The organism is Cupriavidus sp. LA-1 (genome assembly GCF_055385985.1).
In genome coordinates, this window is record NZ_AP031387.1 from 1,616,794 (window position 1) to 1,642,500 (window position 25,707).

Annotated in this window: 26 protein-coding genes; 16 read left to right on the forward strand and 10 right to left on the reverse strand. The window is 62.9% G+C overall.

What is annotated here, in order from left to right; translation table 11 throughout:
- Positions 1–691: 691 nt before the first annotated feature.
- Together ACZ5MJ_RS07685 and ACZ5MJ_RS07690 are read left to right on the forward strand one after the other, a co-directional pair.
- Entirely contained in the window at positions 692–1,771 is a 1,080-nt protein-coding gene (locus ACZ5MJ_RS07685) for a porin (protein WP_464223230.1), read from the forward strand.
- Positions 1,772–1,789: 18 nt separating this feature from the next.
- The gene (locus ACZ5MJ_RS07690) at positions 1,790–2,158 is read left to right on the forward strand and encodes a BON domain-containing protein (RefSeq protein WP_464223231.1); all 369 of its coding nucleotides are present in this window, start codon (positions 1,790–1,792) and stop codon (positions 2,156–2,158) included.
- Between the two features lie 28 nt (positions 2,159–2,186).
- Here ACZ5MJ_RS07690 and ACZ5MJ_RS07695 read toward each other — a convergent pair whose 3' ends face one another.
- Positions 2,187–2,459: a DUF4148 domain-containing protein gene (locus tag ACZ5MJ_RS07695; protein WP_464223232.1), complete on the reverse strand. Its 273-nt coding sequence runs from the start codon at positions 2,457–2,459 to the stop codon at positions 2,187–2,189.
- A gap of 460 nt (positions 2,460–2,919) precedes the next feature.
- Between ACZ5MJ_RS07695 and ACZ5MJ_RS07700 the strand changes: the two genes are divergently transcribed.
- The 8 genes from ACZ5MJ_RS07700 (at position 2,920) to ACZ5MJ_RS07735 (ending at position 10,470) form a co-directional block, all read left to right on the forward strand.
- Entirely contained in the window at positions 2,920–4,218 is a 1,299-nt protein-coding gene (locus tag ACZ5MJ_RS07700; RefSeq protein ID WP_464223233.1) for an MFS transporter, read from the forward strand.
- Positions 4,219–4,254: 36 nt separating this feature from the next.
- Positions 4,255–4,914, forward strand: coding sequence for a hypothetical protein (locus ACZ5MJ_RS07705; RefSeq protein WP_464223234.1), 660 nt, complete (start codon positions 4,255–4,257; stop codon positions 4,912–4,914).
- Between the two features lie 85 nt (positions 4,915–4,999).
- A complete protein-coding gene (locus ACZ5MJ_RS07710) occupies positions 5,000–5,908 on the forward strand; it encodes a LysR family transcriptional regulator (RefSeq protein ID WP_464223235.1) in 909 nt (302 codons plus the stop codon).
- Positions 5,909–6,128: 220 nt separating this feature from the next.
- Positions 6,129–7,013, forward strand: coding sequence for a pirin family protein (locus tag ACZ5MJ_RS07715; protein ID WP_464223236.1), 885 nt, complete (start codon positions 6,129–6,131; stop codon positions 7,011–7,013).
- A gap of 98 nt (positions 7,014–7,111) precedes the next feature.
- On the forward strand, positions 7,112–8,068 hold the full coding sequence (locus ACZ5MJ_RS07720; RefSeq protein ID WP_464223238.1) for a quinone oxidoreductase family protein: 957 nt from the start codon (positions 7,112–7,114) through the stop codon (positions 8,066–8,068).
- A gap of 204 nt (positions 8,069–8,272) precedes the next feature.
- Positions 8,273–8,413 (forward strand): hypothetical protein, encoded by a 141-nt coding sequence (locus tag ACZ5MJ_RS07725; protein WP_464223239.1) that lies wholly within the window; start codon positions 8,273–8,275, stop codon positions 8,411–8,413.
- A gap of 327 nt (positions 8,414–8,740) precedes the next feature.
- A complete protein-coding gene (locus ACZ5MJ_RS07730; protein WP_464223240.1) occupies positions 8,741–9,793 on the forward strand; it encodes a porin in 1,053 nt (350 codons plus the stop codon).
- Between the two features lie 170 nt (positions 9,794–9,963).
- On the forward strand, positions 9,964–10,470 hold the full coding sequence (locus tag ACZ5MJ_RS07735) for a GlcG/HbpS family heme-binding protein (protein ID WP_464223241.1): 507 nt from the start codon (positions 9,964–9,966) through the stop codon (positions 10,468–10,470).
- 69 nt (positions 10,471–10,539) lie between these two features.
- On the opposite strand, the gene ACZ5MJ_RS07740 is transcribed toward ACZ5MJ_RS07735, so the two are convergent.
- The gene (locus ACZ5MJ_RS07740; RefSeq protein ID WP_464223242.1) at positions 10,540–11,313 is read right to left on the reverse strand and encodes an alpha/beta fold hydrolase; all 774 of its coding nucleotides are present in this window, start codon (positions 11,311–11,313) and stop codon (positions 10,540–10,542) included.
- Positions 11,314–11,558: 245 nt separating this feature from the next.
- On the opposite strand from ACZ5MJ_RS07740, the gene ACZ5MJ_RS07745 reads away from it, so the two are divergent.
- The 3 genes from ACZ5MJ_RS07745 to ACZ5MJ_RS07755 all read left to right on the forward strand — a co-directional run bounded on the left by ACZ5MJ_RS07745 (position 11,559) and on the right by ACZ5MJ_RS07755 (position 14,471).
- A complete protein-coding gene (locus ACZ5MJ_RS07745) occupies positions 11,559–12,581 on the forward strand; it encodes a Bug family tripartite tricarboxylate transporter substrate binding protein (RefSeq protein ID WP_464223243.1) in 1,023 nt (340 codons plus the stop codon).
- A gap of 64 nt (positions 12,582–12,645) precedes the next feature.
- Positions 12,646–13,260 carry a c-type cytochrome gene (locus ACZ5MJ_RS07750; RefSeq protein WP_464223244.1) on the forward strand — a complete coding sequence of 205 codons (615 nt, stop codon included), beginning with the start codon at positions 12,646–12,648 and terminating at the stop codon, positions 13,258–13,260.
- A 62-nt stretch (positions 13,261–13,322) separates the two neighbouring features.
- A complete protein-coding gene (locus ACZ5MJ_RS07755) occupies positions 13,323–14,471 on the forward strand; it encodes an acetamidase/formamidase family protein (protein WP_464223245.1) in 1,149 nt (382 codons plus the stop codon).
- A 30-nt stretch (positions 14,472–14,501) separates the two neighbouring features.
- Here ACZ5MJ_RS07755 and ACZ5MJ_RS07760 read toward each other — a convergent pair whose 3' ends face one another.
- The 7 genes from ACZ5MJ_RS07760 to ACZ5MJ_RS07790 form a co-directional block, all read right to left on the reverse strand.
- Complete coding sequence (locus tag ACZ5MJ_RS07760) at positions 14,502–15,353, reverse strand: helix-turn-helix transcriptional regulator (RefSeq protein ID WP_464223246.1); 852 nt, start codon at positions 15,351–15,353, stop codon at positions 14,502–14,504.
- 255 nt (positions 15,354–15,608) lie between these two features.
- Positions 15,609–16,265 (reverse strand): DsbA family oxidoreductase, encoded by a 657-nt coding sequence (locus tag ACZ5MJ_RS07765; protein ID WP_464223248.1) that lies wholly within the window; start codon positions 16,263–16,265, stop codon positions 15,609–15,611.
- A 179-nt stretch (positions 16,266–16,444) separates the two neighbouring features.
- The gene (locus ACZ5MJ_RS07770; protein ID WP_464223676.1) at positions 16,445–17,119 is read right to left on the reverse strand and encodes a TetR/AcrR family transcriptional regulator; all 675 of its coding nucleotides are present in this window, start codon (positions 17,117–17,119) and stop codon (positions 16,445–16,447) included.
- A 121-nt stretch (positions 17,120–17,240) separates the two neighbouring features.
- A complete protein-coding gene (locus tag ACZ5MJ_RS07775) occupies positions 17,241–18,878 on the reverse strand; it encodes a cation acetate symporter (RefSeq protein WP_464223249.1) in 1,638 nt (545 codons plus the stop codon).
- Positions 18,875–19,234, reverse strand: a complete 360-nt coding sequence (locus ACZ5MJ_RS07780; RefSeq protein WP_464223250.1) for a DUF485 domain-containing protein — start codon at positions 19,232–19,234, stop codon at positions 18,875–18,877. The genes ACZ5MJ_RS07775 and ACZ5MJ_RS07780 overlap by 4 nt, the downstream gene beginning before the upstream one ends.
- A 34-nt stretch (positions 19,235–19,268) precedes the next feature.
- Positions 19,269–20,492: an FAD binding domain-containing protein gene (locus ACZ5MJ_RS07785; RefSeq protein WP_464223251.1), complete on the reverse strand. Its 1,224-nt coding sequence runs from the start codon at positions 20,490–20,492 to the stop codon at positions 19,269–19,271.
- Positions 20,489–20,968, reverse strand: coding sequence for a VOC family protein (locus tag ACZ5MJ_RS07790; protein ID WP_464223252.1), 480 nt, complete (start codon positions 20,966–20,968; stop codon positions 20,489–20,491). The genes ACZ5MJ_RS07785 and ACZ5MJ_RS07790 overlap by 4 nt, the downstream gene beginning before the upstream one ends.
- A 236-nt stretch (positions 20,969–21,204) precedes the next feature.
- On the opposite strand from ACZ5MJ_RS07790, the gene ACZ5MJ_RS07795 reads away from it, so the two are divergent.
- Positions 21,205–22,188 (forward strand): TIGR03571 family LLM class oxidoreductase, encoded by a 984-nt coding sequence (locus tag ACZ5MJ_RS07795; protein WP_464223253.1) that lies wholly within the window; start codon positions 21,205–21,207, stop codon positions 22,186–22,188.
- Between the two features lie 173 nt (positions 22,189–22,361).
- The gene (locus tag ACZ5MJ_RS07800) at positions 22,362–23,276 is read left to right on the forward strand and encodes a LysR family transcriptional regulator (RefSeq protein WP_464223254.1); all 915 of its coding nucleotides are present in this window, start codon (positions 22,362–22,364) and stop codon (positions 23,274–23,276) included.
- Positions 23,277–23,330: 54 nt separating this feature from the next.
- Here ACZ5MJ_RS07800 and ACZ5MJ_RS07805 read toward each other — a convergent pair whose 3' ends face one another.
- The gene (locus ACZ5MJ_RS07805; protein ID WP_464223255.1) at positions 23,331–23,990 is read right to left on the reverse strand and encodes a DsbA family protein; all 660 of its coding nucleotides are present in this window, start codon (positions 23,988–23,990) and stop codon (positions 23,331–23,333) included.
- A 255-nt stretch (positions 23,991–24,245) separates the two neighbouring features.
- Here ACZ5MJ_RS07805 and ACZ5MJ_RS07810 point away from each other — a divergent pair, with 255 nt between their 5' ends.
- A complete protein-coding gene (locus ACZ5MJ_RS07810) occupies positions 24,246–25,445 on the forward strand; it encodes an FAD binding domain-containing protein (protein WP_464223256.1) in 1,200 nt (399 codons plus the stop codon).
- Positions 25,446–25,707: the final 262 nt, after the last annotated feature.

Genomic DNA, 25,707 nt, shown 5'->3' on the forward strand with positions numbered 1-25,707 from the left:
CGGAAGCCTATATGTTTAGATGGAATCCATCGTCCGGAGCGATGGATGATCCGGCGGCATCTCCGTGAGCGGCGATGGCTGCGCATTACCACTATCCACAGCTGGTGAGCAAAATCGTCCAACTGTCCCTTCGTCGGGGTTCTGGCCCGCAACAAGCTGCGCGGTCTGCCGACGGCTGCGTGCACGGTGGCTGGGGATTGGGTGACCGACGGCGAGACCTGTCCCTGCCGACGACGGAGTCTGCGTCGAGGACGACTGCACCGTGATTGCGATTTCAGATTGCGTGGATATTTTTAATCATTAGACAGCGATCACAGCTGTGCCGATAGTTTGCGGCAACGCAAAGAAGATCGGTGGCCATCATGTGACGACGCTGTTATTCAGGCCTGCGCTATCGCCTTGCCTGAGGCCGGACGATCCCGGCGACTTCATTTGCCCATTGTCGGTGGGCACTCAGCGATCTGGAAATCAAGGACGCCAGGCGACCCCGTCTGGCGGCGGATGACTGCGTGTGTGCGGTGGGTATCCGATGTCTTGTTGGGGCGCCACGCCTCCGGGGTCTGTGTAGCCCTTGCTGTGCATGAGCCGACTGAGTAACGGAACGAGTGTCCCGCCCCGGGAAGCGCGACCAGACGTGGGGTGGGCAGATTGCTTGATCGATCGGAAGGATTTCAAGTGGAGGAGACTTTCAATGAAGAGGCAGATGTTCGCCGGACTGGTAGTGGGGACGATTGCGGCTTGTGCGCATGGTGAGGGTGTAACGCTCTACGGCATTCTCGACACCGGGATCGAGTTCACCAACCATTGGCCGGCCAGTCCCACCAACCCAGGGGCGACGGGGAACCGCTGGTCGATGTCGGACGGGGCTCGCTCCGGGGGCTCGCGCTGGGGCCTGACGGGCAAGGAGGATCTCGGGGGCGGTATGAAATCGGAGTTCGTGCTGGAGAGCGGGTTTCTGGCTGCAAACGGCGCGCTTTCGCAGAACTTGTTTGGCCGTGGGGCATGGATCGGCCTGACGTTACCCCAGGCGGGCACGCTTCGCTTCGGTCGGCAGTACACATCGCTCCTGGATGCCCTGTATCCCTCGTCACCGACGGACCTGGCAGGTACGTACGAGCCGGTCGTTGCTGAGACCGGTGCAAACCTGTGGGAAAGCAACGTTGTCAAATACAAGAACGCATTTGGGCCACTCACCGTCATTGGCGACTATGCCTTTAGCAATGCCGTGGGCCAGTTTTCAAACGGATCCGGGTACGGTGCGGCCGCGCTATACGATAACGGCACTGCGACTGTCAGCGCGGCCTATGACAACTTTCATAGCCCCACTGGCGTCGGCAGCAGCTATGCGCGTTTCGAAAAGGCGGCAATCGCTGTCACGTATTCAACTGCCCGGCTCAAGGTGATGGGTGGCTATCGCTTCGGCCAGAACGATCCGGCCCCGGGGCATGCCGCGCGCGATGATTTCTTTTGGGCGGGTGCTCGCTATCAGTTTGCAGTCGACAAGCTACTGACGATTGCCTACTACTACGATCACATTCACCGTGCAACCGGGATGAACGGCGAAGTCACAAATCCTGCCAGTCCATACCAGGTCATGGCTATCGCTGACTACTTGCTGTCGAAGCGGATGGCCCTGTATCTGGTTGCCGGCTATTCGCATCACTCGGCACTTAACTTTGATTCGTTCAACGGCACGGCTGCTGCCTATAAAACGGCGGCGCCAGGCAGTGGTCAGACTGGTGCGCAGATCGGCATTCGCCACTTGTTCTAGGACCGAAGGAGAAATGAAATGAAAAGAATCCGTCTGATTGGCGCTTCGGTCCTTCTGGCTTTGGCTATCGTGTCAGTTCTGGCCGCCGCGCAAGACGATAGCAGCCATGCAGTGACAGGATCGTCGACTGAGGGCCGCGCATCGAACCCCAGGGAGAGCAGGGCGGCCAATCGCATGTTAGCGAAGAGCGTGCGTCTTGCCCTGGTGAAAGCAAAAGGAATTCCGATGACACACCTGTTCGTCTACGCGAATGACGGCGTAGTGACCTTGTCCGGAGCGGTGCCAGATAAGAGCCAGGTAGATCGCGCTGGTGACGTTGCGAAAGGTGTTGCTGGCGTTTCGTCGGTAGAAAACAGGCTCAGTGTGTATTCGATAGATCAGCAGTAGCGCGCGAATGAATCGAGCTCAGCGGCCCTCACTGCCGCGAGGGGGCGACCGCAGACGAATCGGATTTGCCGGTTGCCTCCTTTTCGATGCTGCTCTGCCCGGCGACCCGCGCCATCGCAGCCTGAAGATTGGCGGGGTAATACGGGCCAGGGGCGGCGGCTTGATAGCCGGCCTTCTGGAGTTGGGCAAGCTCGGCGCGCACTTGCGCGCGCGTCAACGGCGCACTCGATTGTTCGGCGAAGGCTACAGCAGGCATGGCCACGACTGAGGCCGCGATTAAAGCGTTGATCAGGGATTTCATGATGAATTCCTCGGGGTTCCGGTTAATGCTGCAGACATCGCATGTGTGCAACTCACGAATGCAGTATATAGGGAAAACCAGTACGGGTTAGCGGCGCTGATCAGGACAGACCGTTGCGGTTTTGGGGCAAATGGTAAAGCCATCGAGGCTCCCTGCGTGCGAGGTAAAAACTACGCTATTGCTGTGACTTGTTCATAACAACTGCGCCGCTGTACGCAATGGGCGGTGAATTAGCGAGTCGGTGATCACTCTGCGCCGTCGCGTGATATGTGGATCGGATTGGTGATCAGTTTTCGAGATCACCTGGTCTATTTTTATCGTTGGACTTCGATCAGGCCCGAGCCGATAGTAAGCAAAAAACAAGAATACCAGCAGGAGACACCGATCCAATCGTTGCGGGTCCTGCGCTCACCATGCCAGCATTCCCACGCGCAATGCGGGCTAAACAAAAGGACTTCGAATGAATGTCGTACCCCCCGCGGCGCCCACAACGGTTGCGCCATCACACGCCGAGCCGTCCACGAGCTATGAATGGAAAGCCGTGACGCTGATGGCCCTTGGCATGGGGCTGGTAGGTATTGATCGCTTCCTGATTGTGCCGTTGATGCCGGTGCTGATGCGAGACCTGAAGCTCGACTACCAGGATCTCGGGCATATCACCGGCGCCCTGGCCCTTGCATGGGGTCTGTCGGCGCTGCTGACGGGAAATCTCTCGGACAGGATCGGCTTCAAGAGAGTGATCGTACCGGCCATGATCGGGTTTTCGTTGCTGGCAGGACTAGGTGGACTGGCGACAGGCGTAGGCAGCCTGATCGCCATCCGTGCACTGATGGGCGTGGCTGAAGGCGCCTTTACGCCCGCGAGCATCATCGCCACCATGGATGCGTCGCCACCGGGCCGGCATGGCCGCAATGTCGGCATTCAGCAGATGATGCCGGCTTTGCTCGGGCTTGGTCTCACACCAATCGTGGTGACGCAGCTTCTCAAGGTGATGGACTGGCCGTGGATTTTCCTGCTCGTGGCAGTGCCTGGCTTCATCGTGGCATTTCTTGCGCAGCGGGTGCTGCGCCGGCCGTCGCCAGCTGACATCGCAAAGCACACGGTGACGCATGATACCGGGCGACATAGCTGGTATGAGGTATTCCGTTATCGCAACGTGCCGCTTGGCATCATCTGCATGCTGTGCTGGCTTGCCTGCCAGATCGTGATTGCGGCGCTGTTTCCCAGTTATCTGTTCGACTACCTTCATCTCGACATGCAGCAGATGGGCTTCGTGCTGTCGTCGCTCGGTTTTGGCGGGGCGATCGGTGCGCTCGTGCTGCCGGCACTGTCTGATCGGGTCGGTCGCAAGCCGGTCATGCTTCTGTCAGCCGCTGGCGTATTTCTTTCACTCTGGTTTTTCCTGCGAACCGGCGCGGCACCGATCCCCTTGTTCGTGTGCCTCATGGTTGCGATGGGTTGCCTGTATAGCCTGATCACACTGACGGTCGGTCCGGTTGCCGCGGAGGCAGTGCCGGGGCGGCTGATGTCGACTGCCTCGGGCATGATCATAGGTATCGGCGAGATCTTCGGCGGGGGCGTGGCGCCAGCGTTCGCCGGTTATCTGGCCAAGCATTTCGGCATTGAGCATGCGGTGACCATGCCGCTGTGGGCGATCGGCATCGGAGCCATCGCAGTCATGGCGCTAAAGGAAACGGCTCCCGCGCGGCTGCGTCACAAGAAGGGGGAGGACGTCGCTGGTCTTCAAGGCCACACGTAATTTGATCCACGTTTCTACAATTTATCGGAGCTGGTTATGAAGTACGCTACCTTGGCGGTCGAAGGCCGGGAAATGCCCACCGCTGACGCACTGACACTGATGCACGTCCCCGCGAAGTTCGACGTGACAAAATGGCCTGGGGAGGTCGAGGCGTTTCTACAGAAGACCACCAATCCCCATCACCGGGCCATGCTGAAGAATTACCTCCGCCACTTGCTGCTGGAAGTGGCAGGCTACTGGGACCAGATCATCGTTCCCGAGCTCACCGTCGATGAGCCTATGTACCGTGTCGGCGACCGCCGCCAGATGCTGGTTCTGACTGGCAAGGAAGCTGTCGAAGGTTTCTATCGCGAAGTCGCTGAAACGCGTCAGAATGTGATGGGCGCACGGACCATGAACATGGGGGTCGACGACTATGGCATCACCACCGAAGCGGTATGGACCCACGTCATCCCCGGGGTGTGCCTGAAGGACCATGACATCGACGCAGACCCCGCGGCGCACTACCTGATGACGCACCACCTGTTCCAGATATTCACCTACACAAACGAGCCAAGACCCAAGCTTATTGCCGAGCGTATCTACGATGACCCGGAGAGCTACACCTACGAGAAGCTTGCCCCGGCCGACGTCGTGACGCCGGAGATGGCCCGCGAGCAACTCGCTCCCTTCCTGGCTCGCGCCACGCTGGACTGAGGCGGCGGGCATGCAAAGGGTCGATCCTTGCGAACCCCGGAAGGAGCCTATATATTCAGTTGAAATCCATCGCCGGGAGCGATAGGTGTTAGATGCGATTTCCATGGACCAGTTGCGGACGTTCATCGCCGCGGTCGACGAAGGAAGCTTCTCCGCCGCCGGCCGCCGCCTTCGGCGCGCGCAATCCGTGGTCAGCCAGACGCTTGCCAATCTCGAGGGTCAGATTGGCGTGCAGTTGTTTGACCGCAGCGGGCGCTATCCGCAACTCACCGAACAGGGACGCGCACTGGTGCCAGAAGCCCGCGCGGTCGTCCACGGGATGGATGGCTTCAAGGCGCGTGCGAGAACGATCGCGGAGGGCCTGGAGCCGGAACTGTCGGTCGCCATCGACGTGATGTATCCGATGGACTCACTCATCGCCGCGGTCGGCGCATTCCGCGAGGCGTTTCCGCATACCCCATTGCGGCTCTATGTGGAGGCGCTCGGCGCGGTGGTCAAGCCGGTCATCGACGGTGTCTGCCGGCTCGGCATTGTCGGTTCGATGCCCGCGGTTCCGGATGAGGTGGACGCCGAAAAGCTGCTCGACGTTCCCATGATCACGGTGGCTGCGCCGAATCATCCGCTGGCGTCACGTAAAGGCGTGATCCGGACGCGGGAACTCGAACGGCATGTGCAACTGGTGCTGACCGATCGTACGGCGCTGACGGACGGCCAGAGCTTTGGTGTGCTTTCGCCGCTGATCTGGCGCCTTGCGGACCTGGGCGCGAAACATGCGTTTCTTCGGGCCGGATTCGGCTGGGGGCACATGCCGGTAGCGATGGTCCGCAAGGATATCGACGCCAGGGAACTGGTGCCGCTCCGGATCGAGAACTTTCAGCCCGCGACGCCGCCCATTGCCATGTTTGCCGTGTACCGGAAGGATTCTCCCCCCGGTCCGGCAGGGCGCTGGCTGGTCGATCTCTTCAAGCAACGAGCCAACGCGCGCGTTGGCTGACCAGGTCTGAGCGGTTCAGCCGGTTGCGCATGGCGTTGTTTGCCATGGCTGCACAGGGCAGCGCTCGGCTTTTTTGCCCGGGCTTGCAGGCCAGTCATTCTCTGCGCCGGAGCTGCGATCCATCGCTCCGACTGATGGATCCCATCGAAAGATATAGGCTATCCCGCTACATCTCCGCATCCTAGACTTCGTTGCATGGAACTGAACGAAAGGAAGCGAGATGACTGACGTCACGCAATTGCCGGGCAAACACAGCGGCGCCGCAGCGGCTGATGCCGCGGCCCCGGACTCACCGCGACGCGTTGTGATGCGTACAAAGGGCAGGCAGCATGGACCGGTCACCCGGCTTATGAGTCCGGGGGACATCGGCGGCCTGACGCGACCGTTTGTATTCCTCGACTATTTCGATTTCGCGCCGGAAGGCGATGCCATGTTTCCGATGCATCCGCACTCGGGTATCGCGACAACCACGATCTTGCTGTCGGGCAACATGGTCTATGAAGACACCACGGGCGCCAGCGGTGTACTCGAGGGGGGCAGTATCGAATGGCTGAACGCCGGTGGCGGGGTCTGGCATGATGCATCGCCCTTCGACCGCACTCGCTTTCGCGGCTACCAGCTGTGGGTCGCCTTGCCGCCGGAGATGGAGAATAGCCCCCCTTCAAGCCAGTACCTGCCTCCCGAGGCAGTGGCCTCGGTCGGACCTGCACGCGTCATTCTGGGGCAGTACGGCGGGGTCCGCAGCCCGGTGCATGCACCTGCCGGGATGGCGTGCCTGCATGTCCGGCTGGAAGCCGGGCAACGCTGGCGTTATGTCCCACCCGCTGGCCACACCGTCGCCTGGGCGCACGTCAGCGCGGGTGCGCCGCGCATGGCCGGTACATTGGTGCAGAACGAGCTCGTAGTATTCGATGAGTCCGACGGCGCGATCGATATCGTGGCGCACGATGCTGCCGAATTCATCCTTGCATCGGCACGCAAACACGACCATGACCTGGTGCTCGGTCACTACTCCGTGCACACCCATGCCGAGGCACTGCACCAGGGCGAGTCGCGGATTGCGCAGATCGGCGAGCAGCTTCGGGCGCAAGGCCGTATCCGCTAAGCCCTGGCCCTGTCCAGGTACCCAACCAATCCCGTTGCCAGACCCGCGCGGCGATATGAGCCGATCGGGCAAACCGATAACCGTTTCTAGAGAAAATCATGACTACCACCATTCGTTTCCATCAGTACGGCGCACCAGCTGTCCTCAAGGTCGAAGAAGACACCGTTGGCGCCCCCGGGCCGGGGCAGGTACGCCTTCGTCACGCGGCGATCGGTGTGAACTTCATCGACACGATGTTCCGCAAGGGCGTCTTCCCGATGCCGTTGCCGGGCGTCACGGGTGTGGAAGGGGCTGGCGTTGTCGAGGCAGTCGGTGCGGGCGTGGCTGACTTCCAGGCCGGCGACCGCGTTGCCTATTACCTTGCTCCCGGCAGCTACGCTGACGTGCGCCTGATTTCCGCCGAAGCATTGGTGCCGTTGCCTGACGACATCACGTTCGAACAGGCAGCCACGATTCTGACCAAGGGCCTGACGGCCTGGGCGGGCCTGCACGGATTCCATCGGGTGAAGGCGGGCGACACGGTGCTGGTGCAAGGCGCTTCCGGCAGCGTCGGCTTGCTGCTCGCACGCTGGGCCAGGTCGCTCGGCGCTACGGTGATCGGGACCGCCGGCTCGGAAGCAAAGCGCGGCCGCCTGACCGGATCCGTGGATCACGCACTGTTGTCTGGCGATCTGGCGCTGCCCGGCCAGATCCGGCGGATCGCGCCGGATGGCGTTGACGTGGTGTACGAATTCGTTGGCAAGGCTACCTTCGGAGCATCGGTGGCAGGGGTCCGCGACGGCGGAACGATCGTAACGATCGGCGCCGCTTCCGGCCAACCCGCCATTGACCAGGCGGCGCTCGAGGCGCGCCAGATCAGGGTCGTCGGCGGACCCATGGCACAGTATCTTGATGGCCGCGCGCGGGAGGTGGCCATCGCTGCCGTCTTTGATGCTTATCGGACGGGGGTGTTGGGAGAGCCTGAAGTGGCTCGCTACCCACTCTCGGAGGCGGCGCGAGCCCACGAAGACATCGAAGCACGGCTGCGCACCGGCGCGATGATCCTTGTTCCCTGATTGTCTCCAATGGAGCGCTCGACCAGGTATCTTCCAGAGGCAGCGCTCCTTTGCCGGTTACTTGGGGGAAATATCATTCAAAGAATTTGACTATTTGGGCTGCATGGCGGGAGGTCAGACGGAGGCATCGCATCAGGAGCCGCAAGAACTAGAATTAAATTTGGAACTCCCGCCCGCAAGGGCACTCCCTCGCCGAGGAATATCATGACAAGAATTCTCGCGGCAGCGATCCTCACCGCACTGACGCTTGGCGTGCTTGGCTGCGCAAGCCATATTGTCAGCGCAGAGCAATCGCAACGATTCACGAGCGATCCGTACAACTATGAGCTGAGCAAAAATCTCTAGCGTGCGGCGCTGAAGGCCGCACCCTCGTGCTCCTGGCGGGTCCTTGCGGCCCGCGGGAGGGATTTGCTTGCTAAAAATGCCAGGCGCCCGCCGGGAGCCGAAGTCGGGACTGGCAGTACACCTGCCGGTGCAGCACTGCCTGCGCGTTGCACGACTAACGTCTTTGCCTGACCTTTTGCCTGCCCCAGTGCCTTTCCGGACTTGATTGCAATTGGCGGGACGATTGGGTTAATACCTCCATTCCTCTGGCTCGTACCCTTGCAGCGCGGCAATTGACCGCGTGAACTACCACACCGCTGCGCACGGTGGCTGGGACAAGGAGAGAGCATGAAGAAGCTGGGAGCATTGTTGTTGGCGGGAGCAGCTGCCACACCGGGTTTGGCAAGCGCACAGGGCAGCGTCACGCTCTATGGCGTGGCCGACCAGTATATGGAATACGTCAAGTCCGGGAGCAAGCACGCTGCGCGCGTGGAGGACGGTGGCCTCTACCAGTCCCGCTGGGGCTTGCGTGGCAAGGAGGATCTGGGTTCCGGCATGTCCGCCGTCTTTACCCTTGAAACCGGCCTCGCGCTGGACACCGGCACGGTCCAGCAGGGTGGCCGGCTGTTTGGCCGGCAGGCCTGGGTGGGCCTGAGCAGCACGCAATGGGGGGCGGTGACATTTGGCCGGCAGAATACTCCCATCTACTACATCGAGGGGCAGGCATCGGCCTTTGGCTTCTCGCCGTATGGCCCGCTTGGGCGCTTGCAGAACAGCGGCCCCGCCGGCAGCAGCCTGACCGCCCGGGCCGACAATTCCATCCGGTATGAGAGCCCGGACCTGGCGGGGTTCCAGGGTAGCCTGCTGTTCTCGTTCGGGGCCGAGCGCACGGCGCCACCGCGCGACGCTGACTGGCTGAAGGCGGTCGGACTTACCTATGGCAGAGGGCCGCTCTGGCTCGGCCTGGCCTATGAGAAAACCTACAGCATGGGCGGTGTCGCGGACGCCGATCGGGACGAGCGTGCCATCGGGGGAACGTATGAGTTTCCGTGGCTGAAGGTATTCGTCAACGGACGCCAGGCAACGCGCTGGAATCCAGGGCAGGCCACGATCAAGGACCGCGGCTTCCATGTCGGCGTTTCCGTGCCTGTGGGTCCAAGCGGGCTGGTGCTGTTGGCGTATGGCATGCAGCGTACGGTTGGTACGTCGAACCGGGGCGACCAGGCATCGCTGGGCTACCAGCATAATCTGTCCAAGCGCACGACGCTGTATGCAAACGCCAGCAAGATCTGGAACAAGGGCCAGGCCAACTACACGTTCTCGAACTTCCCCAATGACGTCTCCCCCGCAGGCGCTTCCAACCCGCAGGGCGTGATGCTTGGCATGCGCCAGCTGTTCTGACGCAAAAACTGGACGATCCGATAAAACGCTTCTCGCAGCCAGGGAGATAGTTGGCCCTGGCGTGGCCGACTGGACGAAGCCGCTCCAGCCATCCGTTCGGCCTTTGCGAGCTTTTTGATGCTGACCGGCTGCCTCTTTTCGGCAGCCTTGCCCGTTGGGGAAGACAAACGATGCGATACCTATTGCTGGCGACGGCTGCGGTGCAGCTGTGCTGCGCTTTTCCGGCTGCTGCGGAGCTCGCGGTACAAGGAAAGGGATTTGGCCTGGAAAGCGCCAGTCATCTCGTCAGTGCGGCGGCGCAGTTCGCCGAGCAGAAGAAGACACCCGTCAGCATTGTGGTGGTGGATGCCGCGGGCCACTTTGTGGCTGGCGTGCGGATGGACGGAGCTCCGTTTGGGACCTTCGATGTCGCGCGCGGCAAGGCGTTGGCGACGGCGGCCACCGGCGGGGCATCCGGTGCTGAACTGGCCCAGCGCTATCGGGCCAATCCCATTGTCTTCGGGCAGATGAGTTCCCTGGTCTATGGAGGTCCCCTGTTTCCGTCGCAAGGCTCCCTCGGGATCTACATCGGCGGGAAACTCGCTGGTGCGGTTGGTGTCAGCGGGGGGCCGTCGGATATGGACGAGGAGGCGGGGCGGCGTGGCATCGCTGCGATCGGTGCAACCGAAACGCCATAAGGCAGACGTCGCGAAGCCTGTGATTGGCCAGGGCGCCGGCCGTACTGCATGCGGCCGGCGTTTCTGGCCTTAGTTCCTGCCAGAAAAACAGGCTAGAAAGCTCTCGACGCGCGTAGCCAGATCGACTGGCGCTTCATTGATGGGGTAGTGGCCCGCGTTATCAATGACCTGGATATCCGCGTTCAGGAACAGCCTGCCATAGGTTTGCTCCATCACCGCCTCGGTCAGCGAGGGGTCATGCTCGCCGACCAGCAAGAGTGTGGGAATGTCGATGCCTGCAATGCGGGTGGACAAGTCCGTGTCCGCCCATGCCCGAAAGTAGGCCGCAAACGCCGCGACCTCGGAGTGCTCGAAGGAATCCCGCGCCATGCGCGCGAGCCAGGCCCGCCCATGCCGGTTACCGGTGGTGGTGTCGATAATCCCGATCCTGGCTTCGATGCTGGAGGCGGCGCTCTCGAATAGCGCTCGCGTGGGGGCGTCGAATTCGACTGGGGTTGGTGGCACTGGTGTGATACCCACCAGTGCCGTAATGCGTTCGGGGGCCAGCAGGGCGACGGCCTGCATTGCCTTCCCACCCATCGAATGGCCGAGCAGGGCGAAGCGGCGCCATCCAAGCTCATCCGCGAGGGCCAGCGTGTCCCTGGCGATTTCGCCGATGCTGAAGGTGCCTTCACGATCGCGACGGGAGCCATAGCCGCGATAGTCGATGAAAGCGTAGGTGAAGGTCTCTACATCGATTTCACCTGGAAAATGTCCCCAGCTTCGGGCATGTCCGAACCAGCCATGCAAGGCGATCACATGGATGGGGCCATGGCCAACTAACACAAGGTCTTTCGTATCCATTTATTTTCCTCTTTTCCTGATGGACAGAGCTGAATCCTGCACCAGCAGATATCGCCTGCGAGCGCGCACGGCGCATTTTGCGGAGGATTCGGTAAATGTCCGGGAAAGCCTGCCAGGCAAAAATGGGTGGACTTCCTGGTAAATGGCTAGCCGGTTAGGGAAACGCCATTTCATCAGGTCGGTAAAGTGGGGGCAAGACGTAACCGGTGCGTACAGGCATCACGAAATCAAGGAGACATGATCATATGTTGAGTCTTAAAACCCCGGCGCCGCGGGTGGCATCAGGCAGGCTGGCCGTACTTGCAGGTCTGGCAGCGGCGCTGCTTGGTGTCCTGCCTGGCAGCAAGAGCGCGGCATCGGCTGCCGAACCTGCGTCGGCCGTCTGGAAGCCTGCAAAGCCCGTTACCTTCATTGTTCCGTTCCCTCCCGCCGGCATCAATGACGTGCTGGCCAGAACGCTGGCGCAGCGCTTGTCGAATGTGCTCGGCCAGCCCGTTGTGGTGGAGAACAGGCCCGGCGCAAGTGGGAACATCGGTGCCGAGGCCATTGTGCGCGCCGCACCGGACGGGCAGACGATTGGCATTCTCAACAGCATTCATGCAGTCAACGCTGCCTTCTACAGGAAGCTGCCCTATAGCGTCACGCGCGATCTGACCCCTGTGGCCCCGCTTGGGGAATCTCCGCTGGTACTGGCGACCAATCCACACGCGCCGTACAAGTCTGTTCCGGAGTTGATTGCGTTTGCCAAGGCGCACCCAGGCAAGGTGAACTACGGAGGCCCCACGAGCTACCCGCTCGAGATGATCAAGACCATGGCTGGCGTTGATATCACCAATATCCCGTACAAGGGTAGCGGTCCAACCATCAACGACATGATTGCAGGCCACATTGACCTGGCAACCGGCCCGCTGCTGGAATACATGCCCCATGTGAAGTCCGGCAAATTGCGGCTGCTCGCAGTCGGAACCCCGGCTCGTCTGAAGTCCATGCCCGATGTGCCAACGATCGCCGAAGCCATCCCGGGCTACGACATCACGGTCTGGTATGGCTTGTTCGCACCCAAGGGCACTCCCGCGCCAGTCCTGGAACGGCTGCGCGAAGCAACCAGGACCATCATGAATGATCCTGAAGTTCGCAAGCACATGGCTGAACTGAGTGTCGATATCGCCTTCAGCCAGTCTGGCGCCAACGCCCTGTCCAGTCGCTTGTCCAGCGAGACCGAGCGCGCCAGGGGCATTGTTGCCAAGACCGGGGCCTATCTGAATTGAACCAGTCAATGTTCCGGGGAGCATCATCGTGAGACGCCGTCCGACACGCCGAACCCACGCTGCCTTGATCGCGGCCTGGCTTGTGCTCGCCTCGCAGGCCCGGGGCGAACCTGAATCCGGAGCGCGGGACCTGTCGGAGGCGCGGCGTGTCGCGGAGCAGGTATGCGCGGCGTGCCATGGCGTGGGCGGACAAAGCAGCCAGGGAGCGTATCCCAGCCTTGCGGGACAGAATGCCGACTATCTGCTTAAGCAAATGCGGCAATTCAGGGGGACCCCTGGTGAGAAGCCGCTACGTAATAACGAAGTGATGCGCGCGGTGATGGAGCCCTTCAATGACAGCGCCATGCAGGATCTCGCCCGCTACTTCAGCCAGCGGCCGCCGGCACGAAGCCAACCGGTCTCCGCGGACCTGGTTGAGCCGGGTCGCGTGATCTATTGGAAGGGTAATCCGGCCAATGGATTGCCGGCGTGTGTCTCTTGCCATCGGCCGGGCGGCGAAGGCATTGCTCCCGATTTTCCGCGGATCGGTGGTCAGCAATCCGAGTACGTGGCAAAGCAGCTGCACGCCTGGAGGACGGGCTTGCGAGGCGGGCCGGGGAAGTTGATGAGCCTGATTGTGCCGTTGATGAGCGATGGGGAGATCGAGGCCGTTGCCCAGTATGTCGCGCAACTGCATTGAGGCGGAAAGCCGCTTGTTGGCAAGAACGAAGGTCCGGGTTTCCATAAGGAGGAGCATAGAAGATGTTGATCGACAGAAGGCAATTACTGAAGGCAGCCGCCCTCGCCGGAATCGGTGCGGGATCGGCAAGGGCATTGGCCAAGGCGCCAGTCACCGTGCCGCCAGTGGAAAAAGGGGTAGGGGACAATGCGGCGGGTTTCCCTCTCCCCGTACGCAAGCCCGGGCGGATTCATCGTATCGTTTCGACATCGGACACCGTGAAGGTCGGCATACTGGATCCGAAGGTCGCGCCCGTCGCAACCATCGAATCGGGTGATCTGGTCGCATACCCGAATACCTGGGTGAACTGGGCCAACGGCGCCAGCTATGGCATGAGCTATGCGGATCGGGAACCGGTGCGCAAGCGGTTTCCGCAAGGACCTTACTCGAACATTGGTCCGGTCGAAATCAAGGATGCCATGCCCGGAGACGTGATCGAATGTCATATGGTCCGGCTGCGCCCGATCGGGTGGGGCTGGAACTCGGCGCCCAAGGGGGTGGGTGCGCTGCCGAATGACTTTGACAAGCCATACCTGCGCTACTTCCAGTTTGACGAGTCGCGCAAATACACCGAATTCGCGCCGGGCATTCGCATCAGGCTCGCGCCGTTTCAAGGCGTCATGGCAGTCCAGCCCGCTTCAGAAGAGCCCGTCAGCGGCATCCTCAGCGGACCGTATGGCGGCAACCTGGTGTTGCGGGAACTCGTCGAGGGCACCTCGTTGTTCTTGCCGGTGCAGCGCCCGGGCGGGATGGTCTGGACCGGCGACTCTCATGCGGCGCAAGGCGATGGCGTAGTCAACCAGACTGCGATTGAAACCGCGATGGAGGACATGCAGATCCAATACTTCCTGCACAAGCGAAATGCCCTCGCGCTGCCCATGGCAGAGACGCCGTCACACTGGATTGCGCTGGGATTCGGCAAGAACCTGGACGATGCCCTGACGGCGTGCTTGCGCCAGATGATCAACTGGCTGAGCGCAGCTTCCGGCATGGATGCGCAGGATGTCTACTCGCTTGCCAGTATCGCCGCGAACTTCCGCATTACCCAGTATTCGAACCAGACCGCCAGCAATTACAGTTCCATCCCGGCCAAGACCGTGCATGGGATGCTGCCGAAATCCGTGTTCGAAGCCGGAATCAGGCTAAAGATCTCGGATTCCCTGCGATCCTGACCGCCGCTTGCGGATGGCTGGCGCGCACTCCTACTCGGATTGCACGCCAGCGACGATACCCGTACGACGGAATTCCGATGGGCTGATCCCCAGATGCTGGACGAAGAAGCGCGTGAAATGGCTTTGCGCGCTGAAGCCCAACTGGTGCGACACTTCGCCGATGCTGGTGTGGCGCTCTGTCAGCAGCCGGGTGGCATGACTCACGCGGACCCAGTCGAGGTACTGCTGGGGCGAGATCCCCATGCAAGCCTTGAACTGGTCAAACAGACGGCTTCGCGACATGCCCACTGCATTTGCCACGGTTTCCACATTCGGGTTGTCCCACGCATGGTTCCGGATGAACTCCGCAGCGCGTTTGATTCGATAGTCAAGCGGCTTTGATGTGGCCAGGACCTCGGTCATGGAACGAAGCCTGGCATACCGTGCCGAGGTTGCCCTGACCAGTTGGGCCACGGCCATCTCGCAACTAGTGGTCGCATTGGTTTCACCGTGCGCGAGGCAACCGCTGAGCGCGGCGAGTGCCGTCGCGATCTCGCCATCCACGGCAGCGGCGAGTTCCTTGAACTGCAGCCCGGTCGCAGCATTCTCGATGTCCAGGGTGGTGCCAAGCCAGCCGGGGTCGAGCAGGAGCGCCAGCAGTAGGGACGGTTCGGGGCCTTGATCCAGCTTGGCGTGTGTCGACCACGGATTGATCAGCAGTGCGCGGTTGTCAGACACCGTGACCGTACTGTCATCCACCCTGAAGCGAGCGTCCGAGCCGCCCAGCTTGAAGATCAGATGAAATTCGGCATGAGCGTGTGCGACAAGCGCTCCTTCGATCAGATGAAGCGTGGCGCGTCCGAAACTGCCATGAACGATGCGAATGAGTCGATCCTTGGCCATAGATGTATCTCCTGAATCCTCATTGGGGGCTGTCCATATAATGCAAACGTTTGCAAAACACCCATGATACCTCCGGATTCGTTGGCGTGCTCTGGGGGAAGCACTAGTTGCAGGCGCGATTGTGGATCCTTCGGCACTGCGCTGACCTGCATTTGAGGCACTGTCTCAGGCGCGTTGGGGATCGGCTGCCAATCCTCGGACTGCGGGGTGCTGCATAGGGCATTCCGGCGCAGGCAGCCGATATCTGGCGGCCATTCACACATTTCCGGCTTTGGTGGCCGCGGCCTGCAACACCCTGGTGAAGTGCTCTGCCGGTTGACCACCGCTCACGCGATGCTTGCCGATGAGGAACGAAGGCACCGACCGGATGCCGTCCAGTTGCGCCTCAAGTTCCTGCGCGACAACCTGCGCCTCGCCTGCCGTGCCGCTCAGGTATTCGCGTGCCCTGGCTGCGTCATAGCCTTGCCCTGCCGCGATGTCGACAAGGACTTCGATCGATCCGATGTCCTGTCCTTGCGTAAAGTAGGCCTGCATCACCGCGTCGAACAGGCGGTCCGCACGTGCGGCATCCTGCTGCTCCTGTGCGTAGCGCATGAGACGGTGCGCGCGCCGCGTATTCGGCGTGATCTGCACGCGGTCATAGTTGAACGTCAGGCCTGCGCGCTTGCCGGCCGCGGCGACGTCTGCGTCGAGGGCTTGCGAGCGTGCCCAGCTTCCGAACTTGCGACTGCGATATTCCTTGCGGTCAACGCTGGGTACCGGCATATCCGGGTTGAGTTCGTAGGGTATGTAGCGGAACCTGGCGCGGTCGGCCATCCCTGCCTGCTCGAGACCAGCCTTCAGGGATTGATGCCCGATCCAGCACCAGGGGCAAATGAAGTCATAGGTGATATCGATGTCAATGGGTGCCATGAAAGACTCCGGTTGCACGCTGAATCAGCGATGACCCAAAGGTAAGGCACCGGTCCGGGATTTAGAATGGGGGCGCAGCGCAACCCAGCGTTGCATCCGACGCAAGGCGGCGCGGCGGCAATGGCCGGCTGGCGCCGAAGAGGCCGCCGTGCTGAAGCTTGCGTGTGTGTGGCCGGCGCTTAGCGGGCACCCGCGCGCATGGCGCGTATCGCCGCCGGTGCGCCATGCAGGAACATGTCTACCTTCTGGCGGATAGCGGCTTCCATGTCGGTCGGCACCTTGAGCCCATAGACCCATTTGCGCATGCCGATATAGAAGATGGCCGCGTGCAGGCTCCAGATCATCTCGATCTCGGCCTCGGTCTCTGCCGCATTGCGCGGTGCTTCAATGTCGAAGGCGTCCCTGACCTCGGCCAGCACCGGCAGGAAGACCTTGCTGCGCAGCTTGCTGAGGTACTTGTTGTTGATGCCTTCGTGGGTCAGGCCGGCAAAGATGAACAGCCGGATCCATTCTTCGCGGAGGATCACCGACGAGTAGTCGAGGTAGAAGGCATAGAGCCGCTCCGTCAGGGGCATCGAGCGGTCGGTGATCTGCCGGTCCCAGTCAGGGCGCCATTGGAAGACCTCGTTGTAGACGCGCTCGATGAGGGCTTCCTTGCTCTCGAAATAGCGATAGAGCAGGGGTTGCGTCACACCGATCTGCCGGGCCAGCTCTCGGGTACTGCCCCCAAAGCCATTCCGGGTGAAGTGTTCGATCGCCTTGTCGACGATCTGCTGCTCGCGTTCTTCGGGCAGCAGCCGTCGGGTGCCCTTGACGGCGGCGTCCTCTCTGGCCGGTGCGGTGCCTGACTCCATGACGTTCTCTCTCGCGGTTGCGATGGGGATCATGTCCGGATTCTACCAATCGCCCGATAAATGAGAAGACGGGCGCCCGCAGAGCGTCTGCGTCGCCCGTTCCCGACGGGGGCTGCAAGCGCTAGCTGGCGCTCTGGTGGCCGATCCCCAGCTCACAATCCACGCGCTGGTTCTGATAGGCCGCGCGCTCCCACTCACCCCGTGCCGAACGGTCCGTCACCGAGAACACATAAATCCCGGCAAACGCCACCAGCATCGAAAACAGGGCCGGATACTCGTAGGGATAGATCGCCGCGGCATGCCCCAGCACCTGCACCCAGACCGTGGGGCTCAGGATCGTGAGCACGACGGCTGTGACGAGCCCCATCATCCCGCCGAGCACCGCGCCGCGCGTGGTCAGCCCGCGCCAGTAGATCGACAGCAGCAGCACGGGGAAGTTGGAGCTGGCGGCGATCGAGAAGGTCAGGCTGACGATGAAGGCGATGGTCTGCTTCTCGAACAGGATGCCGAGCAGGATCGACAGGACGCCCAGCACCAGCGTGGTGATACGCGACACCCGCATCTCGTCCTTGTCGGATGCCTTGCCCTGGCGAATCACCGTTGCATACAGGTCGTGCGAGATCGCGGAAGAGCCCGCCAGGGTCAGCCCGGCGACGACGGCGAGGATGGTCGAGAAGGCCACGGCGCAGATAAAGCCGAGGAACACGTTGCCGCCAACCGCGTGCGCGAGGTGCACGGCGACCATGTTGACCCCGCCGATCACGGCGCCGGCGCCGTTGTGGTAAAGCGGATCCTGGGCCACCAGCGCGATCGTGCCGAAGCCGATCACGATGATCATGGCATAGCCTGCGCCGACGATGCCGGTGGCGTAGAGCACGCTCTTGCGTGCAGCCTTGACACTATTGACGGTAAAGAAGCGCATCAGGATATGCGGCAGGCCCGCGGTGCCGAAGATCAGTGCCAGGCCCAGCGAAACGGCCGACACCGGGTCGGAAACCAGGCCACCGGGGCGCATGATCGCGTCGTGCTTGCCGTGGGCGGCGATGGCGTGCTCGAACAGGCTGTTCAGGCTGAAGCCGAAGCGGCTCATGACCATGAAGGCCATGAACGCACAACCGGCCAGCAGCATGACCGCCTTGATGATCTGGATCCACGTGGTGGCCAGCATGCCGCCAAAGAACACATAGACGACCATCAGCACGCCGACCAGGACCACGGCGGAGGTGTAGTTGAAGCCGAACAGGAGCTCCACCAGCTTGCCGGCGCCGACCATCTGCGAGACCAGGTACAGCAGCACGATCACGATCGAGCTCGATGCCGAGAAGGCCCGGATGGGCCGTTGCCTGAGACGGTATGACAGGACATCGGCCAGGGTGTAGCGCCCCAGGTTGCGCAATGGCTCGGCGATCAGGAACAGGATGATCGGCCAGCTGGCCAGGAAGCCGATCGAGTAGATCAGGCCGTCGTAGCCGCTGGTGAAGACCAGTGCCGAAATGCCGAGCAGCGACGCCGCGGACATGTAGTCGCCGGCGATCGCCCAGCCATTCTGCAAGGCCGTGATCTTGCCGCCGGCGGCGTAGTGGTCGGCCACGCTGTGGTTGCGCCTGGCCGCCCAGCGGGTCACGACCAGCGTGGCGGCGACAAACACCACGAACATGGCAATGGCGATCAGGTTCAGGCCCTGGCCGACCAGCGGCGTGGCCGCCAGGGCAGGGGTGGCAGCGACAAGGGGGGCAACCCCGGCTAGTACGCGCTTCATGGCTGTTCTCCCTTGCGGATCTCCGCGATCATCTTGTCGTAGACGGTGTTGCTGCGATGCACGTAGACGGCCACCAGTGCGAAGGTGAAGGCGAACATGCCGAACCCGATGGGGATGCCGATGCTCATGGGCTGGCCCGGTGTCAGGGGCAGGGCAAGCAGATCCGGGCGGAACGCCAGGGTGAGGATGAAGCCGAAGTAGACCAGCAGCATGGCGGCGGTGAGCGACCACGAGAAGCGGCGGCGCGCGCGTTGCAGGTGCTCGAAGCGCGGCTGGCTGAGCATCGGGTGTGGAACCACTGGCGGGTCGATCTCGGCAAGGCCGAGATTCGCCGGGTAGGGGGCGGCTTGGGGCATGGTGATGTCTCCGTGTGGTGGTTTCCCGGGGCGGTCAGAACCGGCGCGACACGGCGGTCTCGCGCATGACCGCCTCGGGCGTGCGGTAGCGTTCGGCCATCTCTCGATCGTGCTCGCTCCTTAGCTGCGCCTGCATATAGGCGCCGAGATGACGTGCGTGCTCGACGACGGCTTGTCCCACCTGGACGCGTTCGGCGCTGTACGCGTCGAGTGCGGCCTCGACGGACTGATGCCCGGCAAGCGCCCGGGCGAGCGCGATGGCATCCCCCGCGGCTTTCGTCACGCCCATGCCGCAATGCGGGCGCGCGACAAAGGCGGCATCGCCGAGCAGTGCGATCCGGCCGAAGGCCATGCGCGGCACGGTCAGGTCGAAAATCGGCTGAAACAGCGGTTGGGCGGTTTTTGCGACGATCTCGGCGAACTGCGGCGCAAGCAGTTCCGTTGCAGCGGCTTCCATGTTGGCGAGCACGTCGGGGCGGATCAGGCCGGGCGGGATGCCGTTGGCCCAATGCTTGCCGCTGGCGTCGGTGAGCAGGTCGGGGAGTTCGTCGTGCTCGCGCGTGGCGCGGTACCAGACGAAGTTGTAGCGGCGGTGGCCGGGCTCGGTGCGATTGCCATCCCCCGCCACCGGATAGCCGAGGATCTGCTCGCTGGGCGGCAGGCAGAAGGCGAACTTGTCGAAGATCGCCGCGTGCGTGGCGGATGAAACCTGCGCTTCATCGACCAGGCCGCGCCAGGCGATGTAGCCGGCGTACTCCAGGCCGACCGAAGGCAGCAGCCGTTCGCGCACACCCGAGCGGAAGCCGTCGGCGGCGATGACCAGGTCGGCGCGGTGCGTCGAGCCGTCCTGGAGCGTGACGACCGCATGGTCGGCGTGCGAATCGACTGCGGTCACCGTGGCGCCGGTGCGATAGGTGCCGGTGAACGCCCTGCTCAGCACGTCATACATCTTGCCCCAAGCGGTCAGTGTCTGCGGCATTTCGCGATCGGAGACTGTCGAGCCGTCGCGCGAGAGCGTAATCCGGGTGTTGACGTGCACGCCAATGCTGTCATCGACCACTACGCCGGCGGCGGCCAGCGCGTCAAACAGTTCCGGATGCGTGACGATGCCGGCGCCGCGTCCGGCCAGTGCTTCGGGCGTGCGCTCGAAGATCTCGACGTTCCAGCCATCACGCCTGAGCATATTGGCGGCAAACAGCCCGCCAAGAGAACCGCCCACGACGATCGCCTTTGCTTGCTGATGCAGTACGGTTTTCATGCCATCACTCCGGTGCTTGCTTGCGCCCCGTTCGGCAAGTCCAGGCCTGCGACTTCGGTGGCGGGGTAATTGAGTTCGATCGTGACGCCCGAGGGGTCCTCGATAAATACCTGGTGAAGGCCGAGGCTCGGGACGGTGCGGTCGCGCCAGGGGATTCCCTCCGCGCGCAGGGTTTCCCACATCTGCCTGACGCCGGTGGCCAGAAAGGCGATGTGGTCGAGCGTCCCGGTGCCGGACGCGGGCAGGGACTTGTCGCCCAGGTAAGCGGACAGCCCCGAAGGGTTGGCGGGATCGACGCCGATGATGTGCACCGTTCCGTAGTCACGCTCGTCGTCGCCCAGATAGAGCCAGGCGCCGGGAAAGTCGAACGGTGGCCGGTAACCACGCCGCAAGCCCAGGATGCGTTCGTAGAACGCGCAGGACCGCTCCAGGTCGGTGGTGCGGATGGAAAAATGTGCAAGCCTGGTCAGTGCCATCGCTGCCTCCTTAAATTATCGATCGATCAGTGATCGGTTGATAAATAATAGGGCGGAAGCCTCGGCAGGCCAAGGTCGTGAAGGGTGGTATTTACCCTGATGCGGAGTTCTGGCGCCGCGCCACCGGAAAGTGATGCTGCGGATACAAGGCGGCATGACATCGCTCCTGGCTGCGCACAGCAGCGCGGAACGGGCAATGGCATCATCTGCCGGAATGCAATCGTGTCGAATGGACCATGTCGAACTTCAGCACTCCGCTATCACATCCCAGCGCACAGCCCAGCGCGGCCCCCGCGCTGTTTCGCGAGCATGAGCTATCCATCGGCCTGGTCTTGCCGCTGCTCGGCGCCGGCCAGACGGTGGTGGACTATGCCGCGCAGCTCGACCTGGCCCAGCGCGCGGACGCGGCCGGCTTCCGTGCCCTGTGGGTACGCGACGTACCGCTCAACAGTGCCGGCTATCCCGACCCTGTCGGCCATCTCGACCCGTGGGTGTTGCTGGGCGGACTTGCCGTGCGCACGCGGCGCGCCGCACTGGTAAGTGGGGCGGTGGTCCTTACCCTGCGCCATCCCTTGCATATCGCCAAGGCGGCCATTTCCACGCATGAACTGTCCGGAGGGCGCTTCGTGCTGGGCATGGGCTCGGGCGACAGGCCGCCGGAGTATGCCGCGTTCGGGCAGGACGGCAATGCGCGGCGAGACCTGTTCCGCGACCATTGGGAAGTCGTGAGCGCGGCGGTAGGCGTGCCGTCGCGTGTCATCGCGGATCGGCAGCCCGACGACGGGACCGAGTTCTACATGCTGCCGCGCCAGCGCACCGCGGTGCCGTTGCTTGCCGTTGGCTCGGCCGGGCAGAGCGTCGACTGGATTGCCCGGCACGCCATCGGCTGGATGACTTATCACCGCGATCCGGCAACCCAGCACGACCGGCACAGCATGTGGCGCGCAGCGTGCGATCGCGCGGCGCCGGGCAGCTTCCGCGCGTTTGGGGTGGCTGTGCGCCTGGAGCTGAGCGAGCGCGCATCGGAGCCGCCCACGGCGCTGAACCTTGGCTACAGGACGGGAACGCAGCATCTGGTGGCGATCCTCGAAGAGATGCGCGCCGCCGGCGTCCATCACGTGGCCTTCAATATCACCGATTCGCAGCGGCCGGTGCCGGAAGTGCTGGACGAACTCGCCGCGACGGTTCTGCCCGCCTTTCATGCGAATGACGCCAGATGATCGTGTCCGGGGCATCGACCGGATGACGCCGCTGTCAGGACGCCGCAAGCGGGTTTGCGGGCATAATGTGCCGTCAGGCACAGGCCTCAAGCCGGAAGAAGGAAACGCGCTCCTGAACGCCGCATTCGCGCGGTCATGAGCCAGATCCGGGCGAACCAGGGGTTACAGCAAAGATGGACAAGCTGCTTGCATTGAAGATGTTCGTGGAAACCGTGGATGCCAAGGGCTTCTCTGCCGCGGCGCGACGCCTGGACCTGGCCACCTCGTCTGTCACGCGCGCGCTCGACGGGCTTGAGACTTCGCTTGGGGCGGTCCTGCTGAATCGCTCGACACGGGTCATTACCGTCACGGAAGCCGGCGCAACCTACTATCAGCGGGCCCGCAAGATCCTGGATGCAGTGGAAGAAGCCGACGCGTTGATCGCGGATCGGGGCGAGGTGCCGGTCGGGCAGCTGCGGGTGTCATTGCCGGTGGCCTTCGGGCGCCGCTGCATTGCCCCGTATCTCGGCAACTGGCTCGCGAAGTATCCCCAGCTCGAGGTCGAAGTCACGCTGACCGACGACATCGTCGACCTGATCGGCGAGCGCATCGACCTGTCCGTACGGCTGGGCAGCCCCGCATCCTATGACAACGTCGTGGCGCGGGAGATCGGCCGCTTCCGCCGTCGTGTGGTCGCCAGCCCGGCCTATCTGGACAGCCAGGGTATCCCCGCCGATCCGGTTGAACTGGTCAATCATCATTGCCTGCGCTTCAGCTATGGCGCACGGGACCAGATCTGGACCTTCCGCCAGGGCGACAGCGAGACAACGGTTCCGGTCGGCGGTCGTTTCCGCAGCAACAACGCCGAGGTATTGCGTGAGATCGCGCTGGCGGGCGCAGGCGTCGGCCTGTTGCCCGACTGGCTTGTCGACGACGATATCGACACTGGCCGGCTGACGGCGCTGTTTGACGCATGGTCAGTCAATCCCGACCAGGCAAGCTCCGCGATCTCCGCGCTGTACCTGCCGAACCAGCGCGGCTCGCGGCGGATTGCTGCGTTCCTGGAATTCCTGGCCACGCTGCCGGGGCCGACACGGCGCCAGGACTGACCCGCTGGCGGCGGATACGGGCAATCCAGCCTCCGCGTCCGCCGCCATGCCAGCTCACTGCGCTGCCTGCGCTGGCGCCAGCAGGTCCGCGAGCGCCTTGCGGAAGAGCTCGGGCTTGCCGAAGTATCGGCCCAGGGGTAGCCGCGACAGCTTGCCATCCTGTTCAATCGCCAGCGTCGGGTAGCCTCGGCCACCCAATGCCGCGAGAAACTCCTGCGTATGGCTGAAGTGTTCCCCGAGATCGAGCACGGCCTGGTCATAGGCCGTCGAAAATGCCTGCGCATCCAGCCCGAGTTCGATGGCAATGCTGAGCAACGTCTCGCGTTCGGAGATGTGGCGGCCTTCGACGTAGTACGCGGTCTGCAGCCGCTTGAGCATGTCCAGGCCCGCGCCGGCCAATGACTCCGCTGCGAGCATCGCCGCCGTCGGCGGGCCGGAATCGAGCTGCACGTCGTAGTCGAACTGGGTTCCTTCCTGGTACGCCTCGCTGAACTTCTGGCCACTGAGCGCGGTAATGCGTTCTTCATGCGGACGGACGAAGTCGCGCCACTCGGCGGACATCCTCTGCGCCTGCGCGCCGGCGAGCATGCCGCCGCAGTGCGCCACCACCTTCAGGCCTTCCATCTCGCCGGCGACCGATACCAGCGGCGCCAGGCCGTAGCACCATCCGCAATACGGGTCATAGACGTAGTGCAGGGTCGCTTGCTTGTCCATATTGGTTCTCCAGGTTCAACGCGATGCGTTTTCGATGCAGGAAGCTTAGGTTGAACCGGGCGGAATCTGAATGGCATGCCCACGCAACCCGGCGTTGCGCCTGACGCAACGTGGCGTGAAGCAGAGGGGACACTGATCAGGCCGCCTGCCCGTCCCGTTGCTTGCTCCGCAAAGCGCTGTTGCATGGCCGCCCCATTCAGCGATCGCACCGGGCCTTCTACCATGCCTCCATCTACTCGCATATCGGAGCACGACATGGAAGCGAATCAAGCCCTCGATGCCCAATCGATGGCCCCCGTCACAGGCGCCCGGCCTGCCGCTGCAGGCCCGGGCAAGGCACTGGTCGTCGGGGGGTCTTTGGCCGGACTGTTTGCGGCAACCGCACTGCGCGCGGTCGGGTGGGAGGTGGAGGTGTTCGAGCGTTCGCCCTCCAGCCTCACCAGCCGTGGCGGCGGCATTGTTCTGCAGCCAGAGGTTATCCGTGCATTCTCGTTCGCCGGGATCGACCCGGGTGGTGCCCTTGGCGTGCGTTCGCACGACAGGCTCTATCTGGACCGTAGCGGCGGTATCCGCCACCGCGAACATATGCCGCAGACCCAGACTTCCTGGAATACGCTCTATGCCGCGCTGCTCAGGCGCTTTCCGATGGAAAACTATCACCGGGATGCGCGGCTGACCGGCGTGGCACAGGACGATCACGGCGTCATTGCGACGCTTGCCGATGGCCGGCGGCTACAGGGCGATCTGCTGGTCGGTGCCGATGGGGCGAACTCCACGGTACGAAAGCTCATGCTCCCCGACGTCTCGCCGACCTATGCGGGCTACGTGGTCTGGCGTGGGCTGATCGAAGAGCATCAGTTGCCCGATGCCGCCCGGCCGCTGCTCTATGAGAATTTCGTGTTCCAGCAGGAGCCGGAGTCCCTGATGCTGCAGTACATGGTTCCCGGTGCCGATGGCTCGACCACCCCCGGTCACCGCCGCTTCAACTGGCTCTGGTACCTGAAGGCAGCGCCCGGTGCCGAGCTTGACCGCGTGCTGACAGACCGCGACGGCAAGCGGCGCAGCCATTCCGTTCCGCCGGGCTCGCTCGCTGTCGGGCAGGACAGCTGGATTCGCCAGATGGGGGCGGCGCACGCCAACCCGGCGTTCCAGGCCTTGATCGAGAACACCGACGATATCTTTGTCCAGCAGATCCTGGACCTGCAGGTTCCCCGCATGACCTTTGGGCGAGTCCTGCTGACCGGCGACGCCGCGTTCATTCCCCGCCCCCATACTGCCGGCAGTACGGCCAAGGCGGCCGCCGACGCGGTGGCTCTCGCCAAGGCCCTGGCAGGGGCGCCGGATCTCGATGGCGCTCTGGCGAACTGGCAGCAGGACCGCCTGGCGCAAGGCATGCAGATGACTCAGTGGGGCATCGGCATGGGCGATCGCATCATGGGTATCCGGCAGTCCTGATTCGGACCACGCCGGGGCAGGCTTGATCCTGACGCAGGATCGGGCAGTGGAGTCTGCCCGGTGTCAGGTTTGACGGTCGGGCGGCGCCTTTGGCGCCGCCCGCTTGCATTGCGGGCGTGCCCGCGGACTCGCGCTACCTGCGCCGCCGGAAGCGCATTTGAGAGTTTCAGTATCAAACAGGCATATGGCTGTCTTGTACTGAAACAAGATGGATTCCGGCTCGGATTGCTCGGACGCGGACAAGCAGTCCAACTGCGTTCGC